Raw genomic sequence first — 15899 nt, forward strand, 5'->3', positions numbered from 1 at the left:
CCTCAGTGGCTGCCAGGGTTGGCGCGTACCTGCGCAGCCTTGGACGCCAGCCCTTGCCAGGCCGGTTTGTCGGCGGCAAAACGATGGCGCAGGTAGGCCGCGAGGTCGGCTACCTGGCGGTCCGACAGGCTGTCCTTGAAACCGGGCATGTAGCCCAGGTCGCGGGTTGCCGGGGTCGGAATGCCGTGCAGCACCACGCGCAGCAGGTTGTCCGGCAGGTCACTATGGACGTTGCTGTTGACCGCCATCGACGGGCTGACGCCAAACAGCTTCGGCCCCAGCCCATCACTGTGGCAGGCCAGGCATGCACCTTTGAATACCCGCTCGCCGTTGCTCAGCGACACTGGCGAGTCCACCTGAGGCGCGGCATTGGCCGCCAGTGCCTGCGGCTCGCCATCCAGGGAGCTGAGGTAGTGGGCGATAGCGCGCACGTCGCTTTTTGGCAGGGTGGCAAGCTCACTGACCACCGGGCCCATGGGGCCGGCCGCCACGCCGTGTTTTTCGGAGAAGCCGGTGCTGAGGTAGTTGAACAACTCGTCTTCGCTCCACGGCGTCGATGACTTGCCCAGGGCATTCAAGGCCGGGGCCTCCCAGCCATCGACCATGCCGCCAGCAAGGTAGCTGCTACCGCCTTTTTCTGCGCCCATCAGGTTGCGCGGCGAATGGCAGGCCGTGCAGTGGCCCAGGCCGTCGACCAGGTAGGCACCGCGGTTCCACTGCGCGCTGCGCTGCGGGTCGGGCTGGTATTCGCCGCGTTGCAGAAACAGCGCATTCCAACCGGCCATCAGCGGCCGCTGGTTGAACGGGAAGCGCATCTGGTTGGCGGGCGCTTCCTGGCGTACCGGGGTTTGCGACATCAGGTAGGCATACAGCGCTTGCAGGTCGGCGTCGTTGATGTTGCGAAACGAGGTGTAGGGAAACGCCGGGTACAGGTGCCGGCCATCGCGGCTGATACCTTCGCGCATGGCCCGCTCGAAGGCAGCGAAGGACCAGCGGCCGATACCGGTTTCTGGGTCGGGGGTAATATTGGTGCTGTACAACGTGCCAAAAGGCGTATCCATTGCCAGCCCCCCGGCATTGACCTTGCCGCCGCCGACCGTATGGCACACGGCGCAGTCGCCGGCCGCCGCCACCTGGCGCCCGCGCTCGAGCATGGCGGCGCTCCAGCTGCCGACGCCAGGTGGCGTTACCGGGGCGATTTCGGCGCGCCAGGGCAAGGCGGTGGCAAGCATGCCCAATGCGGCGCCGAACACCCCGGCCAGCGAGCCGAACCACCACTTCGAACGCTTGGTTGACGGCTGCGCTGGCGCGGGTGCATCTGGCCCTTGGCCTTCGCCACCGAGCGCAGCGCGCACGCGTTCGGCAGTGATCGGCAGCTCGCGAAAACGAATGCCGGTGGCGTCGAAAATGGCATTGGCGATGGCCGCTGCGCTGGGTACCGAGGCTGACTCGCCACTGCCCATTGGCGGCTCGTGCTGGCGCGGCAGCATCATTACGTCGATAGCTGGCACCTCGGGGAAGGTCAGGATCGGGTAGCCGCCCCATTCCTTGCTCGCCACCGTCGACTCTTCGAAGCTGACCTGCTCCTTGAGCGCCCGGCTGGTGGACTGGATGACGTTGCCGTGGATCTGGTGACGCACGCCCTCGGGGTTGACCATCATGCCGGCATCGTGGCCGATCACCACGCGGGTGACGGCCACTTCGCCTGTGCGCCGGTCGACTGCGACATCAGCCACCCAGGCTGCCCAGGCCGCGCCGAAGCCGGGGAATTTACTGTGGATATAGCGCGCATAGGCAAAACCCCGGCCGCGCAGCACATCACCTTCGGCCTGTGTCTGCATGGGCCGGGTATGTGGCTGCCATTGCGCACGTTCAGCGGTGGCTTTGACCAGGTCGATGGCGCGCGGGTCGGACAGGTGCTTGAGGCGATATTCGACCGGGTCGACGCCAGCGGCGAAGGCCAGCTCATCAATGTACGACTCGTGGGCGAAGCTGTTGGGCATGGCCGACACCCCCCGCATCCACGAGGCGCGCACCAGTGGCGTCATGTCATTGATGGTGACGCGCATGTGTTCGTAATCGTAAGGCGGGATCGACGTGCGATCGCCCATCTCGAACAGCGCCGGCACCGGTTCCACGGCACCGGTCAGCAGCAGGGCCAGGGTGGGCGCGCCATTGGACGGGTAGCTGGTCTGGAAGTCATAGGCGGCCACGCTGCCATCGGCGTTCAGGCCGCCGTCGATTTCCATCAGCTGCGCGGTGCCCTTGGGCTCCCACACGTGTTCCTGTTCGCGGGTCAGCTGCACCCGCACCGGGCGCTGCACCGCACGTGACAGCAGCACCGCGTCGGCGCACACGTCATCGGCGCAGTTGCGGCCATAACAGCCGGCTGCCTCCATGCGAATGATCTCGATGCGTGCTTCGTCGCACGCCAGCAGCCAGGCCAGGTCTGCGCGCAGCAGGTGCGGGTTCTGCGTACCTGACCACACGCGGATCTGCCCTGCGGTGAAGTCGGCCAGCGCACATGATGGGCCGATCGATGCGTGCAGTTGGTACGGCCACAGGTAGCTGCGGCTCAGGCGCTGGCTGGCATTGGCGATGCCGCCGTCGACATCGCCCTGGTCCAGCACGGTGCGCTGCACGCGCGGGTTGTCGCGGATGGCCTGGGCGACATCGCTAAGGTCGGGCAGCTTGCCTGTGAATGGCTTCCAGCTGATTTTCAGCTCATGGGCTGCACGGATGGCTTGCTCTTCGCGCTCTGCCACCACGCCGACGAAGTCGCGGATGACCACCACGGCGACCACGCCGGGTAGATGGGCGATGGAGGATTCATCCACCGCCAGCAGGCTGTTGCCGACAAAGTCGCCGCTGTCATGGCCGGCATAGGGCGGGCGGATGACCCGACCGTGAAGCATGTCGGGCAGGCGCATGTCGTGCACATAGGTCAGCTCGCCGGTGGCCTTGCCTGGGATGTCTACCCGTGCGGCGCTGCGTCCGACCAGGCGGTAGTCCTCGATGGCCTTGAGTCGGGCGTCCTCGGCAATGTGCAGCCGGTGGTTCTCACCTTGCACCAGTTCGGCAAAGCTCAGCGTGCTGCCGTTACTGGCGATAACCGTGCCGTCTTCAATGCGCAGCATTTCGGGCGGGCAGCCAAGGCGTAGGGCGGCCTGTTGCAACAGATAGCGTCGCGCTGTGGCTGCGGCCTTGCGCAGCGGTACCGCGGAAATCTGCAGGGTGGCGCTGGCAATGGTCGCGCCCTGGTTGGGTGCCCGCTCGGTGTCGCCCAGCACCATGTGCACCTGGTCCATGCGCACGTCCAGCTCTTCGGCGACGATCTGCGCCAGCGAGGTGCGGATACCAGTGCCCAGGTCGACATGGCCATTGAAGGCGTAGACCATGCCGTCGTCGCTGACCGCGATGAACAGCGCCAGCTCACGTTCCTTGACTGCAGGTGTCACGCCCTTGGCCACAGGGCCTGAGGGTGGGGTGATCTGGTCGACGATCAGCAACACGCCGGTCTTGGCCAGCAGTTGGTCGCGGCTGGGCACCTGTTGTGAGTGGTTCATGGCTTTCTCCGGGTCTCGGCAGCGCGGCGCACGGCGCGCAGGATTTCGACGTGGGTGCCACAGCGGCACAGGTTGCCGGACAGCTCATTGCGAATCTGTTCGTCGCTGGGCTCGGGAATGCGGTCGAGCAGGGCCTTGGCGGTCATGATCATGCCGTTCATGCAGTAACCACACTGGGCCGCTTGCTCGTCGATGAACGCCTGTTGCACCGGGTGCGGAGCGGCCTTGCTGCCCAGCCCTTCGAGGGTGGTGATATCGCGGCCGGCGGCGCCGGCCAAGGGGATGACGCAGGAGCGGGCGGCCACGCCATCGATGATCACCGTACACGCCCCACACTCGCCCAGGCCGCAGCCGTACTTGGGGCCGTTCAGGGACAGGTCGTTGCGCAGGATCAGCAGCAGTGGGGTGTCAGGCATGGCGCTGACTTCGACGGGCTGGCCGTTGACCTGCAGGGAGATGGTTGTTTGCATTATTGGCTCATCTCTGAAGGTTGCTTGCGCTACCAAAGGACTCAAATGACGCAAGCGTTTCGGTAAGTACTCACTACATGAAATGAGTGAGCAAGAAGCAGGCCAGGGATGAATTTGCAGAGCGCTGTGGTGGGGGCAGGGAGGAAGATTGTCGGCGTCTGGGAAATCGAGCGCCCGCGCGGCGCATCGCGCTGTGCCGAACCCCGATGCGTGTGTGTAGGAGCGGGTTTACCCGCGAATACGGTAGCGGCGGCAACGGTGATCGGCGGGTGGAGATTGGCCAGCAGGCCCGGCCCTTTCGCGGGTAAACCCGCTCCTACGACGGCCTGTGCCGAACCACCGATGGATGTGTAGGAGCGGGTTTACCCGCGAATACGGTGGCGGCGGCAACGGCGAAGGGCGGGTGGAAATTGGCCAGCAGGACCGGCCCATTCGCGGGTGAACCCGCTCCTACGGCGGCCTGTGTCCAACCACCGATGCGTGTCCAATGTGAGCGAGCTTGCTCGCTATGTGCTCGATCTCTCAGGCCGCGTCTCTGTGACGGCCACCGCGGCAGTCACAACAAATTTCAGCCCGCGTTTTCGTCGCTGTCGATCATCTTGCGCAGCAAGTACAAAATGGCTACACGTTCGCCGGCATTCAAGCTGCCCATGCTCAGTTCGCTGATCTGCCGGGCGCAGGGGATCATTGCATCGAGCAAGGCCGCGCCGCTTTCGGTGAGTTCGACGATGACCTTGCGCCGGTCGCCTGGGTCTGGCGAAAGCTGCACCAGCTCACGGGCCTTCAGGCGCTCGACGATGCCGCGGATGGTTGCCTGGTCCACTGCGGTGGCCTTGATTAGTTCAGCCTGGGAGCTGGGGCCGTGGTCGCGCAGGGCGCACAGCGTGACGAACTGGATCGAGGTAAGCTGCGGGTCGCAAGCCTGTTGCTGGAAAATCGCCGTGTGCCGCTGGTAGGCCTTGCGCAGCAAGTGCCCGACCTGTTCGGTAACGTCGTAGGGGGTGTTGTCGAGCGGGGCGCTGCTGGGGGTGGTTTTTTTCGACATAGGATGGCTTGGGCTGGGTGGAAAGAGGCTGGCCGGCCGCCAATAGCGGAGCGCCCGGCCAGTATAACCCCTATCGCGCTCGCGACTCCTCTGGTGCAACCACGTCGCCGGCCAGCACGACCGCCTTGTCATCCAGGTAGATATCGCAGTTGCGCAGCGGGATGTCCAGGTGGCACGGGGTCTTGCGCTTGCCGCCGACCTCGGTGTTGGGGCCAGTGGAGAACAGGAAGTTGCCGTAGAACGCACGGGCATCCATGCACATGCCGTCGTTGCGGTCGTGCAGGCCCATGGCCGTCCATTGCGCGCGCGGCTGCAGGCCCCAGCCTATGTGCGAGATGCCGTATACCTCGGGGTCGTTGAAGTACTTCATGTAGTCACGCAGGTACTCGGCCTCGAAGCCGCCATGTATGCCGGTGATGAAGCCTTTTTCGATTTCCAGGGTGATGCGCTCGCGGCAATAGTTCTTGAACGGCAGGATGATGTCGCCCACGTCCAGCACCAGCGTGCCCTCGGCGCTGTCCTCGTTCGGCCAGGTGAACAGAAAGCCGCTGGGCCAGTGGTCCCAGCGCCCCGGTTCGTCGGCATAGCCGTACTCAGTCACGGCCGGGTACTGGCCGAGCGGGGCATGGAAGTCGCTACCGGCCTTGGACCGCACATGCAGGCTGCGCGCCTGTTTCAACAGGGTTTCGGCAGCCAGCACCCGGCGTTTGTCGTCTTCGGTCGGCAGCATGCGCGCCAGCACCTCGGGTGGCTCCACGGCCAGCAGGATGCGCGTGCCGGTCTTGAGAATCTGCTCCTGCTCGGGTGAGTGCAGCAGCATCATGGTGTCGACGACCAGGTCGGCTGCTTCCAGCGCCCGCTGCGCCGCCAGGTTGCCGGTCAGCGCGGTGTCGCCGCAGTAGGCCGTCATGTCGTTGCCCATGGCGGTCGGGTGGTTGAACGCCGGCAGCTCTACCGCATACACCTTGGCCTTCAAACGCTGGGCGGCCTCCATGGCGGCGTTGACCGTGCGCGGGTCGGAGTAGTGGCTCTTGAGCACGGCCACGCTCTGCGTTTCGTCCACGCGAGACAGCTTCAGTACGTGCTCGAACATCTGGGTCAGTTGTGCATTGCTCACCGGCATCGGGGTTCTCCTGGGTGGCGTTGACAGGGGCGCACCATGGCAGTGCCTGGTGCTTCATCTCGGTGCAAAATAATAGTGTGTACACCCTATTTTTGCAGATGAAAACGCATCCTGCCAGCGAGCGCAAGTTATCTGTTCAAACGTTACATATCCACACATTATCCAGTATTTACGGTAACAGTAAGCCGGGTGCTGTTTCGATCAGCTGTTTGAAAAATATTTTCAGCGGGCTCTTTTCAAAGGTCATTTGTAGCGTATACGCTCTAAATCGTCAGGCGGTTGAGCCGCTGGCCACCTATCAGAACAAGAGGAGACATACCCATGCGGGGTAGGCAGAAAATCGCAATCGTCGGTGCAGGTCTGGGTGGGGCAGCCGCCGCCACGTTGCTGCAACAGGCCGGGTTCGATGTCGAGGTATTCGAACAGGCTCCGGCGTTCACCCGCCTGGGCGCGGGCATTCATATCGGCCCTAACGTGATGAAAATCTTCCGCCGCATGGGGCTGGAGCAGAAGCTGGAGCTGATGGGCTCGCACCCGGACTTCTGGTTCAGCCGCGACGGCAATACCGGTGATTACCTGTCGCGCATTCCGCTGGGCGAGTTTGCCCGCCGCGAATACGGCGCCGCTTACATCACCATCCACCGTGGCGACCTGCACGCCCTGCAGATCGAGGCCATCCAGCCGGGCACCGTGCACTTCGGCAAGCGCCTGGAAAAGATCGTCGACGAAGGTGACCAGGTGCGCCTGGACTTCGCCGACGGCACCCACACCGTGGCCGACATCGTCATTGGGGCCGACGGCATCCATTCGAAGATCCGTGAAGCGTTGCTGGGGGCTGAAGCGCCGATCTACAGTGGCTGGGTCGCGCACCGTGCACTGATTCGCGGGGTGAACCTGGCACCGCATGCCGATGTGTTCGAGCCCTGCGTCAAATGGTGGTCCGAAGACCGCCACATGATGGTCTACTACACCACCGGCAAGCGCGACGAGTATTACTTCGTCACCGGCGTGCCACATGAAGCCTGGGACTTCCAGGGTGCGTTCGTCGACAGCAGCCAGGAAGAAATGCGCGCAGCCTTCGAAGGCTACCACCCCACCGTACAGAAGCTGATCGACGCTACCGAATCGATTACCAAGTGGCCGCTGCGCAACCGCAACCCGTTGCCGTTGTGGAGCCGTGGCCGCCTGGTGCTGCTGGGCGACGCCTGCCACCCGATGAAACCGCACATGGCCCAGGGCGCGTGCATGGCCATCGAGGACGCGGCCATGCTGACCCGCTGCCTGCAGGAGACCGGGTTGTCCGACCACCGCACGGCGTTCGCCCTCTACGAGGCCAACCGTAAAGAGCGGGCATCGCAGGTGCAATCGGTATCCAACGCCAACACCTGGCTCTACACCCAGGAAGACCCAGCCTGGGTTTACGGCTACGACCTCTATGGGCAGCAGCTTAAAAGCGGGGAGGCGGCATGAGCACCTTCGTCGCTGGCGGTAACGTGAGCGCCAATGGCATCCGCCAGCATTACCTGCGCTATGGCGGCAAGGGCCATGCGCTGATCCTGGTGCCGGGCATCACCAGCCCAGCGATCACCTGGGGCTTTGTTGCCGAGCGCCTTGGGCAGTATTTCGACACCTATGTGCTGGATGTGCGCGGGCGCGGCTTGTCTTCAAGCGGCCCCGAACTGGACTACGGCACCGACGCTTGTGCTGCGGATATTCCCGCCTTTGCCGCCGCGCTGGGCCTGGATGGCTACCATCTTGTCGGGCACTCGATGGGGGCGCGTTTTGCCATCCGCGCTGCCGCCCAAGGGGCACCGGGACTGCAGCGGCTGGTGCTGGTCGACCCACCGGTGTCCGGGCCGGGCCGCCGCATCTACCCGAGCAAGTTGCCGTGGTACGTCGATTCGATCCGCCAAGCCACGGTTGGCATGAGCGGCGATGACATGCGCGCCTTCTGTGCCACCTGGAGCGACGAGCAGCTGGCCCTGCGTGCCGAGTGGCTGCACACCTGCTACGAGCCGGCGATCGTGCGGGCCTTCGATGATTTCCACGTGGTCGATATCCACCAGTACCTGCCCGCGGTGCGCCAGCCGGCATTGCTGATGGTGGCCGGGCGGGGTGGAGTGATCGAGCCCCGTGACATTGCTGAAATGCGCGAGCTCAAGCCGGATATCCAGGTCGCGTACGTGGACAACGCCGGCCACATGATTCCCTGGGATGACCTGGACGGTTTCTTCGCCGCCTTTGGCGACTTCCTCGACCACCCCCTCGTCTGACGGAGCACGAGACATGACCCAGCTATACCGCATCGGCCAGATCGTGCCGAGTTCGAACACCACCATGGAAACCGAAATTCCGGCGATGCTCAACGCACGCCAGGCGATCCGCCCCGAGCGGTTCACCTTCCATTCCAGCCGCATGCGCATGAAGCAGGTGAAGAAGGAAGAACTGGCCGCGATGGACGCCGAGTCCGACCGCTGCGCAGTGGAGCTGTCCGACGCTAAGGTCGATGTGCTGGGCTATGCCTGCCTTGTGGCGATCATGGCCATGGGGCTGGGCTATCACCGCCAATCTGAAAAGCGCCTGCAGCAGGCCACCGCCGACAATGATGCGCTGGCACCGGTGATCACCAGCGCCGGGGCGCTGGTCGAGGCCTTGCATGTGATGAAGGCCAAGCGCATTGCCATCGTCGCGCCGTACATGAAGCCGCTGACCGAGCTGGTGGTGAACTACATCCGCGAGGAAGGCTTCGAGGTGCAGGACTGGCGCGCGCTGGAAATCCCCGACAACCTCGCTGTGGCCCGTCACGACCCGGCCAACCTGCCGGGCATCGTCGCCGGCATGGACCTTGAAGGCGTCGATGTGGTGGTGCTGTCGGCGTGCGTGCAGATGCAATCGCTGCCGGCAGTGGCCAAGGTCGAGGCGCAAACCGGCAAGCCGGTGGTCACCGCTGCAATCGCGACCACCTACGCCATGCTCAAGGCGCTGGACCTGGAGCCGATCGTGCCGGGCGCCGGTGCCTTGCTGTCGGGCGCCTACTGAAATCGGGAGACGGACATGAGCGACGCACAAAGCGCCCGTGACAACTACCAGGGTGTGTGGGGCCAGCGCATCGGCTTTGGCCGCAAGCCGGCCCTGCTGATGATCGACTTCATGCAGGGCTACACCACCCCGGGCGCACCGCTGTACGCCCCGGGCGTGGTCGCAGCGGTCGAGCAGGCCGCCGGCCTGCTGGCGCTGGCCCGCGACTGCGGTACCTTGGTGGTGCATACCAACATCCGTTACCAGCCGCCGCATTTTGCTGACGGCGGCGTGTGGGTGCGCAAGGCGCCGGTGATGAAGGACATGGTCGAAGGCAACCCGCTGGCAGCCTTTTGCGAGGCCGTTGCGCCACAGGCAGGGGAGGTGGTGCTGAGCAAGCAGTACGCCAGCGCTTTCTTCGCCACCAGCCTGGCCCCGCTACTGCATGCACAGGGGGTGGATACCGTGGTGCTGGCTGGCTGCTCGACCAGCGGCTGCATCCGCGCCAGTGCGGTGGATGCCATGCAGCACGGGTTTCGAACTATCGTGGTGCGCGAGTGTGTCGGTGACCGCCACAGCGACCCGCACGAAGCCAACCTGTTCGACATCGACAGCAAGTACGGCGACGTCGTCACCCGGCAGGATGCCATGCAGCAACTCAGGCACCTGGCCGGCTGAACGCCGGGCAGCGCCTATCCAATAACAATCAAGGACCGGTGCGGGAAGCCCGTCCATGACCGCCTGCTGTCCGGGTGGTCGCCCCGCAGGAGCACTCGGGGTCTTCAGGCGCTGTCCAGGCCCGCCGCGTAGAATGCGCGGCGTGCCCGGCGCGTCGAAAACTGCTGGCCTTAAAACAACCACAAAGTCGCCCGCCAGGAGACAGGAAATGCCAATTGCGAATGCAACCACGGTCCACAGTGACATCGACCATGGCACGAAAGCGCTGTACAGCAAGATCACCTGGAGGCTCATCCCCTTCTTGTGTTTCTGCTACCTCGCAGCTTATCTGGATCGCATCAATGTCGGCTTCGCGAAGCTGCAGATGCTCGAAGACCTGCAGTTCAGCACAGCGGCCTATGGCCTGGGTGCAGGGCTGTTCTTCGTCGGCTACATCATCTTCGAAGTACCGAGCAACCTGATCCTGCAGCGCGTTGGCGCCAAGCTGTGGATCGCCCGCATCATGATCACCTGGGGCCTGCTGTCGGCCTGCACCCTGTTCGTCACCAGCACCACCCAGTTCTATATCCTGCGTTTCCTGCTGGGTGCGGCCGAGGCCGGCTTCCTGCCAGGCGTGTTGTACTACCTGACCATGTGGTACCCCACCTATCGCCGCGGGCGCATCATTGCCCTGTTCATGATCGGGCTGCCGTTGTCGAGCGTGATTGGCGGGCCGATTTCTGGCTGGATCATGGGGCATTTCGACCAGGTTCAAGGTTTGCATGGGTGGCAGTGGCTGTTCCTGCTGGAGGCGATCCCCAGCGTTTTGCTCGGCATCCTCACGTTCTGGGCATTGCCTAACCATTTTCAGCAGGCCAAGTGGCTGTCGGCTGACGACAAGGCACAACTGGCGGCAGACCTGGCCGCCGACGATGCCGAGGGCAAGGACAGCAAACACAGCTTCCGCGATGGCTTCTTCAACCTTAAGGTGTGGATGCTCGGTGGTATCGACTTTTCGATCCTGCTCAGCGCCTATGCGATGGGCTTCTGGATGCCGACCTTCATCCGCGATGCGGGCGTCAGCGACACCTTCCATATCGGCCTGCTCACGGCCATTCCAAGCCTGGCCGCGCTGGCCGGCATGCTCATGATCGGGGCCAGCTCCGACCGCCACCGCGAGCGCCGCTGGCACATCATCGTGCCGTTCATCATTGGTGCAATCGCCATGGCCAGCAGCACCTTGTTCAGCCAGAACCTGGTGATGACCGTGGTGCTGTTCGCCATTGCCTCGGCGGCGATCATCGGCGCGGTGCCGGTGTTCTTCAGCCTGCCGGCGACCTTCCTCAAAGGTACCGCAGCCGCCACCGGCTTTGCCCTGGCCTGTTCGGTAGCCAACATCGCCGGCCTGGTGAGCAACTCACTGATGGGCGTGGTCACCGACCTCACCGGCACCTCGCACGCTGCGCTGTGGGTGTTTGCCGGCTGCCTGATCCTCAGCTGCTTCCTGGTCATCGCCTTGCCGGCCAAGCTGGTCAACCGCTAGCGGCCCAGCGCTTCACGCAACGGCAGGGCAGGCGGGCCGGGGGCCCGCCTGCCGACCTCTCTCGATGCAACCCGTACGCCGGTGGCCATGCAGTGCCGCCGCGCCGGGTTGCTGTTGCCCAAATCCAGGAGTAGCCCTATGCAAGGTTTCACTGCGCCGCGTTTTTCTTCGTCTGCACGCCTGGCCGGCGGTTGTATTGCCGCCGCTTTGTGTGCAGAGGCCACGGCAGAAGAGGCCGGTTTCATCGAAGGTGCCCGCGCCACGCTGCAGGCGCGCAATTACTTCTTCAGCCGCGACTATGCCGATATCAAGGGCGCCAGCACCCAGTCGCGTACCCAGGAATGGGCGCAGGGGTTTATCCTCAATGCCAGCTCCGGTTATACCCAGGGCACCGTTGGCGTGGGTGTGGATGTTACCGGCCTGCTGGGTTTCAAGCTCGACAGCAGCCCGGAACATGCCCGGTCCGGGTTGCTGCCCAGCCTGGACAGCGGCAAGTCGGCGGACGAATACAGCCGCCTGGGTGCGGCGATCAAGTTCAAGGTGTCGCAAACCGAGCTGAAGGTGGGCGAGTTGATGCCCAACCTGCCGGTGCTGCTGTTCAGCGATTTGCGCCTGCTGCCGCCGACTTACCAGGGCGCGATGCTGGAGTCGCGCGAGTTCGCCGGGTTGACCCTGAGCGCCGGCCAGTTCCGCTCCACCAGCCTGCGCGACTCGTCCAACAGCCAGAAGATGTACGCGCTGGTCAACGATCCGATCAACCCGGCGCGGCTGGCGCGCTTTACCAGCGACCGGTTCAATTACGTGGGTGCCGACTATGCCTTCAACGACAACCGTACCAGCGTCGGTGTCTGGCAGGCGCAGTTGGAGGATATCTACCAGCAGCGCTTCTACAGCTTCAAGCATGCCGAGCCGATCGGGGGCTGGACGCTGGGGGTCAATGCCGGCTACTTCGATGCCCGCGAGGACGGGAGCAAGGTGGCTGGCGACTACGATAACCATGCGCTGTTCAGCCTGTTCTCGGCCAAGACCGGCGGGCATACCTTCTATGTGGGCTATCAGCAGATCGGCGGGGATGACGGCTTTATCCAGGTAGGCGCCAACACCAACCCGATGGGTAATACGCTGCCGACCTATGAGTTCTCGGCGCCGGGTGAACGCTCGTGGCAGGTGCGCCATGATTACAATTTTGTCGCGTTGGGGCTTCCGGGGCTGACGTCGACCCTGCGTTATGTAAAGGGGCGGGACGTGGACACAGGGCTGGGCTTTGAAGGGCGTGACCGCGAGCGTGACCTGGACCTGGCCTACGTGGTGCAAAGCGGGCCGTTGGCCGGGCTTGGGATACGGGTGCGCAACGTGATGGCGCGCTCCAACTACCGGACAGATATCGATGAGAACCGCTTGATTCTGAGTTACACGATCAAGGTGTTCTGAGGGGGTAGATGGCCCGGCGCCAGCTCGGTTCCCGAAGCAACCTTGTGCTGCGAAGAAGCAATCACGGCCTAAGGCAGTCGTTTGCCTGACCGCCCTCTTCGCAGCGCAAGGCTGCTCCTGCACGGTGATGGGTAGGTTTGAGCTGTGGAGCATGACAATTGCCCTTGCAGGTCACTGCAAGGTGTCGGGCTTCAGGCTATCTGGCAGTTGCCGAAGGGCCTCCTCAAGCCGCGTGATCGGCCCAGTGAGTTGATCCGCTTCCTTGTCCTTGCCTTCACCTCTTAAGCGCTCACGCTCAACGCGCAGGTTAAGCAGATTTTTCTGCAACTTCAGTGCAGAGGTTTTGAACGAGTCCATGCTTTTCTCACGCTGTAGGCTTCCGTACCGTTGTAGGAAAAATGGACCGTAGCAGCTCGAATTTGCCGGAGAAACTGATGTTTCATACAGGCAAGACTCATTGCCACGCCATTTCCTACAGAGTGCGGTAAGCAATCCTACAAGCCGTGTTTCAGATCGTGTCCCCCCAAGTAAGCTCAATCTACCGTATTGGCTGGGTTCAGGCGCTTTCGAGGGGCAGCGCACTGAACGCAGGTACTGCGCAAAGCTGGAGGCGTGTTTAGAAACTTCATGTATCAATTGCCCGCCCGCGAGCGACACGTGCTCATCGTCAACCACTGCGGCTGAATTCACCCCAGCGGCATCTGCGCATGACATCTGATCCGCTTTTTTTCCATAAACCTGAATCTGTAACCGTATCAGCCCAAGCTCGACAATGTGCCCATTCCCGCATCACAACTGTAGAGGTTCCAATGGGCAAGCTGGCGCTGTTCCTGGGTGGTTTTCTGCTGCTGACCATTCTGATTGGTATTCTTGGCACCATTCCGCCAAGCTGAGTTCAACTGCGTTTTCCCCTGCGCGGCCCGTCCACTTCAAGCGACGGGCCCAATCCATCGGCAAATGGCCGATAATCTCTTTGATTGCACTGCTGGATCAGCAGTAGGTGCACGTCATTCTCAAGTGCAAAGTCCTCGTGTAGCCTCCCGCCGCCGCGCATTCGGTGGTGTTTGGCCTTGGCGTCGATATGCGCGGTACGCAGGCATGGATCGAGCGGGTCAGGCTGGCCAATTCGCCTTTCTGCTTGTGCGATAAGTCGTTCTTTACGCTGGGAAATCTGTCCACAAAAAACGTGGGTAGGTCTGTGGATAAAGTGCTGCAAGCCAGACCCCCGGCGGGCTCTGTTAAATTGAGCAGAAATTGAACAGTTGTTTTATGGCCTGTTTCAGTGGAGCGGGCCGGCTCGGCGTATGGCTGTCAGCAAGTCACGTACCCGCGTCGGCAACTCGCCGGCAGGGTACACAGCGTGCATCTGTGGGTCCTGGCCGCTGCTGGACGTCAGGCGGTACTGCGGACACACCCGCACCAGGCGGCCGGCCTTGACCTGTGCTTCGCCGACCCAGGCGGCAAGGCGGGCGATGCCGGCGCCAGCCAGGGTGCTGTGGTATACCGCGCCTCCTGAGCCCAAGCGAAGCCTGGGCCTGGGGCGCAGGCTGGTGATCTGGTCATCGTGGCAGAAGTGCCAGGCCTTGAGGATGCGTGGCGCGGTATGCAGGATCAAGGTGTGGCCATCCAGGTCTTCCGGGTGTTGCGGTGTGCCAGCCAGGGCCAGATATGCCGGGCTGGCATACAGGTGGCGCTGGTAGGGCCAAAGCGGGTAGCCGATAAGCTCGCTCGATTGCGGAAAGGCACCGCGCACCACGAAATCGAATTTACCTTGCAGCGGGTCAAGGGCTTCGTCGCTGTACTGCACGTCCAGGGTCACCTGAGGGTGGCGGCGGGAAAACTCGGCAAGCACTTGCGGTAGCACATGCTCTCCCAGCAGTTGCGGCGCGGCAAAGCGAATCCAGCCTTGGGCGTTGCCGCTGAGCGCGGCCAATTCGTCGGCTGCATCGCGTTGCACATCCAGCAAGCGTTCGGCATGCGGCAGCAAGCGCTCGCCGGCCTCGGTCAGGGTGACGGCGTTGGCGTTGCGGTTGAGCAGTTTGCTTCCCGCATTGTCTTCCAGGGTTTGCACCGCGCGTGTAACTGCGCTTGGTGAACGCCCCAGGGCGCGGGCGGCAGCAACGAAGCTGCGCTTGTGTGCCACGCTGACGAACGCTTGGATTTCCCGCAGCATGTCCAGTGCCATTGCCTGCTCCTCGTTGCAGTTATCGCAATATGGCATTTCAACACAAGTGTGCCACTTTGATTAGCCTTGCAGGCGTCTTCACTGCCTGGAACCGCGTCATGATGGATATTGCTGTGCTTTCTGTGTTCGCCTTCGCCGCTGGGTTGATCGACGCTGCGGTGGGTGGCGGCGGGCTGATCCAGATCCCGGCTTTGTTCAACGTATTGCCCTCCGCGCAACCGGCCGCATTGCTCGGCAGCAACAAATTGGCGTCCGTGTGCGGCACAGCCTTCGCGGCCCGCTCGTTCATTCGTAAAGTGACGCTGGATTGGGGGTTGATCGTACCGGCGGCACTCAGTGCCTTTGTCATGTCGTTCGCGGGGGCCGCCACGGTGTCGCTGGTACCCCCCAGCGTGATGCGCCCGGCGGTGCTGGTGCTGATCGTGCTGATGGCTGTCTACACCTTCTGCAAGAAGGATTTCGGCACCTTGCACACACCTGCCCAGGTCGGCCGCAAGGAGCAGTGCCTGGCAGTGCTGATTGGCGGCGCTATCGGCTTCTACGATGGCCTGTTCGGCCCGGGCACCGGTAGCTTCCTGATCTTCCTGTTCATCCGCTTCTTCGCCCTGGACTTCCTGCACGCCTCGGCTTCGGCCAAGGTGGTGAACATTGCCACCAACCTCGCGGCGCTGGTGTTCTTCGTGCCGACGGGCAACGTGCTGTACGCCATAGCCTTGCCCATGGCGGCGTGCAACATTCTCGGCGCGCTGACCGGTACCTGGCTGGCGGTACGCAAGGGTGCCGGGTTTGTCCGCGGGCTGTTCCTGGTGCTGTTGTGTGTGCTGATCGCCAAGCTGTCGTGGGACCTGCTGGCCGGCTAGT

At 63.3% G+C, this 15899-nt stretch carries 14 protein-coding genes; 8 read left to right on the plus strand and 6 right to left on the minus strand.

Annotation, left to right across the window (positions count from 1 at the left end; translation table 11 throughout):
• Positions 1-2: 2 nt before the first annotated feature.
• The 4 genes from I8746_RS12000 to I8746_RS12015 form a co-directional block, all read right to left on the minus strand.
• Positions 3-3566: a molybdopterin cofactor-binding domain-containing protein gene (locus I8746_RS12000; protein ID WP_221100715.1), complete on the minus strand. Its 3564-nt coding sequence runs from the start codon at positions 3564-3566 to the stop codon at positions 3-5.
• A complete protein-coding gene (locus I8746_RS12005) occupies positions 3563-4036 on the minus strand; it encodes a (2Fe-2S)-binding protein (RefSeq protein ID WP_012051873.1) in 474 nt (157 codons plus the stop codon). The genes I8746_RS12000 and I8746_RS12005 overlap by 4 nt, the downstream gene beginning before the upstream one ends.
• Positions 4037-4604: 568 nt before the next feature.
• Positions 4605-5081 (minus strand): MarR family winged helix-turn-helix transcriptional regulator, encoded by a 477-nt coding sequence (locus I8746_RS12010; protein ID WP_003251120.1) that lies wholly within the window; start codon positions 5079-5081, stop codon positions 4605-4607.
• 70 nt (positions 5082-5151) lie between these two features.
• Positions 5152-6204, minus strand: coding sequence for a 2,5-dihydroxypyridine 5,6-dioxygenase (locus tag I8746_RS12015; protein WP_004577272.1), 1053 nt, complete (start codon positions 6202-6204; stop codon positions 5152-5154).
• A gap of 321 nt (positions 6205-6525) precedes the next feature.
• Here I8746_RS12015 and nicC point away from each other — a divergent pair, with 321 nt between their 5' ends.
• From nicC to I8746_RS12045, 6 genes are all read left to right on the plus strand, one after another.
• On the plus strand, positions 6526-7674 hold the full coding sequence (gene nicC / locus I8746_RS12020) for a 6-hydroxynicotinate 3-monooxygenase (protein ID WP_221100716.1): 1149 nt from the start codon (positions 6526-6528) through the stop codon (positions 7672-7674).
• Positions 7671-8477: an N-formylmaleamate deformylase gene (nicD, locus tag I8746_RS12025; RefSeq protein WP_221100717.1), complete on the plus strand. Its 807-nt coding sequence runs from the start codon at positions 7671-7673 to the stop codon at positions 8475-8477. The genes nicC and nicD overlap by 4 nt, the downstream gene beginning before the upstream one ends.
• A 13-nt stretch (positions 8478-8490) precedes the next feature.
• Positions 8491-9243 carry a maleate isomerase gene (locus I8746_RS12030; RefSeq protein WP_003251112.1) on the plus strand — a complete coding sequence of 251 codons (753 nt, stop codon included), beginning with the start codon at positions 8491-8493 and terminating at the stop codon, positions 9241-9243.
• A 15-nt stretch (positions 9244-9258) separates the two neighbouring features.
• Positions 9259-9900 carry an N-carbamoylsarcosine amidohydrolase gene (locus I8746_RS12035; protein WP_003251109.1) on the plus strand — a complete coding sequence of 214 codons (642 nt, stop codon included), beginning with the start codon at positions 9259-9261 and terminating at the stop codon, positions 9898-9900.
• A 208-nt stretch (positions 9901-10108) separates the two neighbouring features.
• The gene (locus I8746_RS12040) at positions 10109-11422 is read left to right on the plus strand and encodes an MFS transporter (RefSeq protein ID WP_014756040.1); all 1314 of its coding nucleotides are present in this window, start codon (positions 10109-10111) and stop codon (positions 11420-11422) included.
• A 138-nt stretch (positions 11423-11560) separates the two neighbouring features.
• The gene (locus I8746_RS12045; RefSeq protein WP_003251106.1) at positions 11561-12853 is read left to right on the plus strand and encodes an OprD family porin; all 1293 of its coding nucleotides are present in this window, start codon (positions 11561-11563) and stop codon (positions 12851-12853) included.
• Between the two features lie 171 nt (positions 12854-13024).
• On the opposite strand, the gene I8746_RS12050 is transcribed toward I8746_RS12045, so the two are convergent.
• A complete protein-coding gene (locus I8746_RS12050; protein ID WP_221100718.1) occupies positions 13025-13210 on the minus strand; it encodes a hypothetical protein in 186 nt (61 codons plus the stop codon).
• 350 nt (positions 13211-13560) lie between these two features.
• On the opposite strand from I8746_RS12050, the gene I8746_RS12055 reads away from it, so the two are divergent.
• Complete coding sequence (locus I8746_RS12055; RefSeq protein WP_014756044.1) at positions 13561-13746, plus strand: hypothetical protein; 186 nt, start codon at positions 13561-13563, stop codon at positions 13744-13746.
• 386 nt (positions 13747-14132) lie between these two features.
• Here I8746_RS12055 and I8746_RS12060 read toward each other — a convergent pair whose 3' ends face one another.
• Complete coding sequence (locus I8746_RS12060; RefSeq protein WP_221100719.1) at positions 14133-15038, minus strand: LysR family transcriptional regulator; 906 nt, start codon at positions 15036-15038, stop codon at positions 14133-14135.
• Between the two features lie 98 nt (positions 15039-15136).
• Between I8746_RS12060 and I8746_RS12065 the strand changes: the two genes are divergently transcribed.
• The gene (locus I8746_RS12065) at positions 15137-15898 is read left to right on the plus strand and encodes a TSUP family transporter (RefSeq protein WP_003251098.1); all 762 of its coding nucleotides are present in this window, start codon (positions 15137-15139) and stop codon (positions 15896-15898) included.
• Position 15899: the final 1 nt, after the last annotated feature.

The organism is Pseudomonas sp. USTB-Z (assembly GCF_019691255.1).
GTDB lineage: Bacteria > Pseudomonadota > Gammaproteobacteria > Pseudomonadales > Pseudomonadaceae > Aquipseudomonas > Aquipseudomonas alloputida.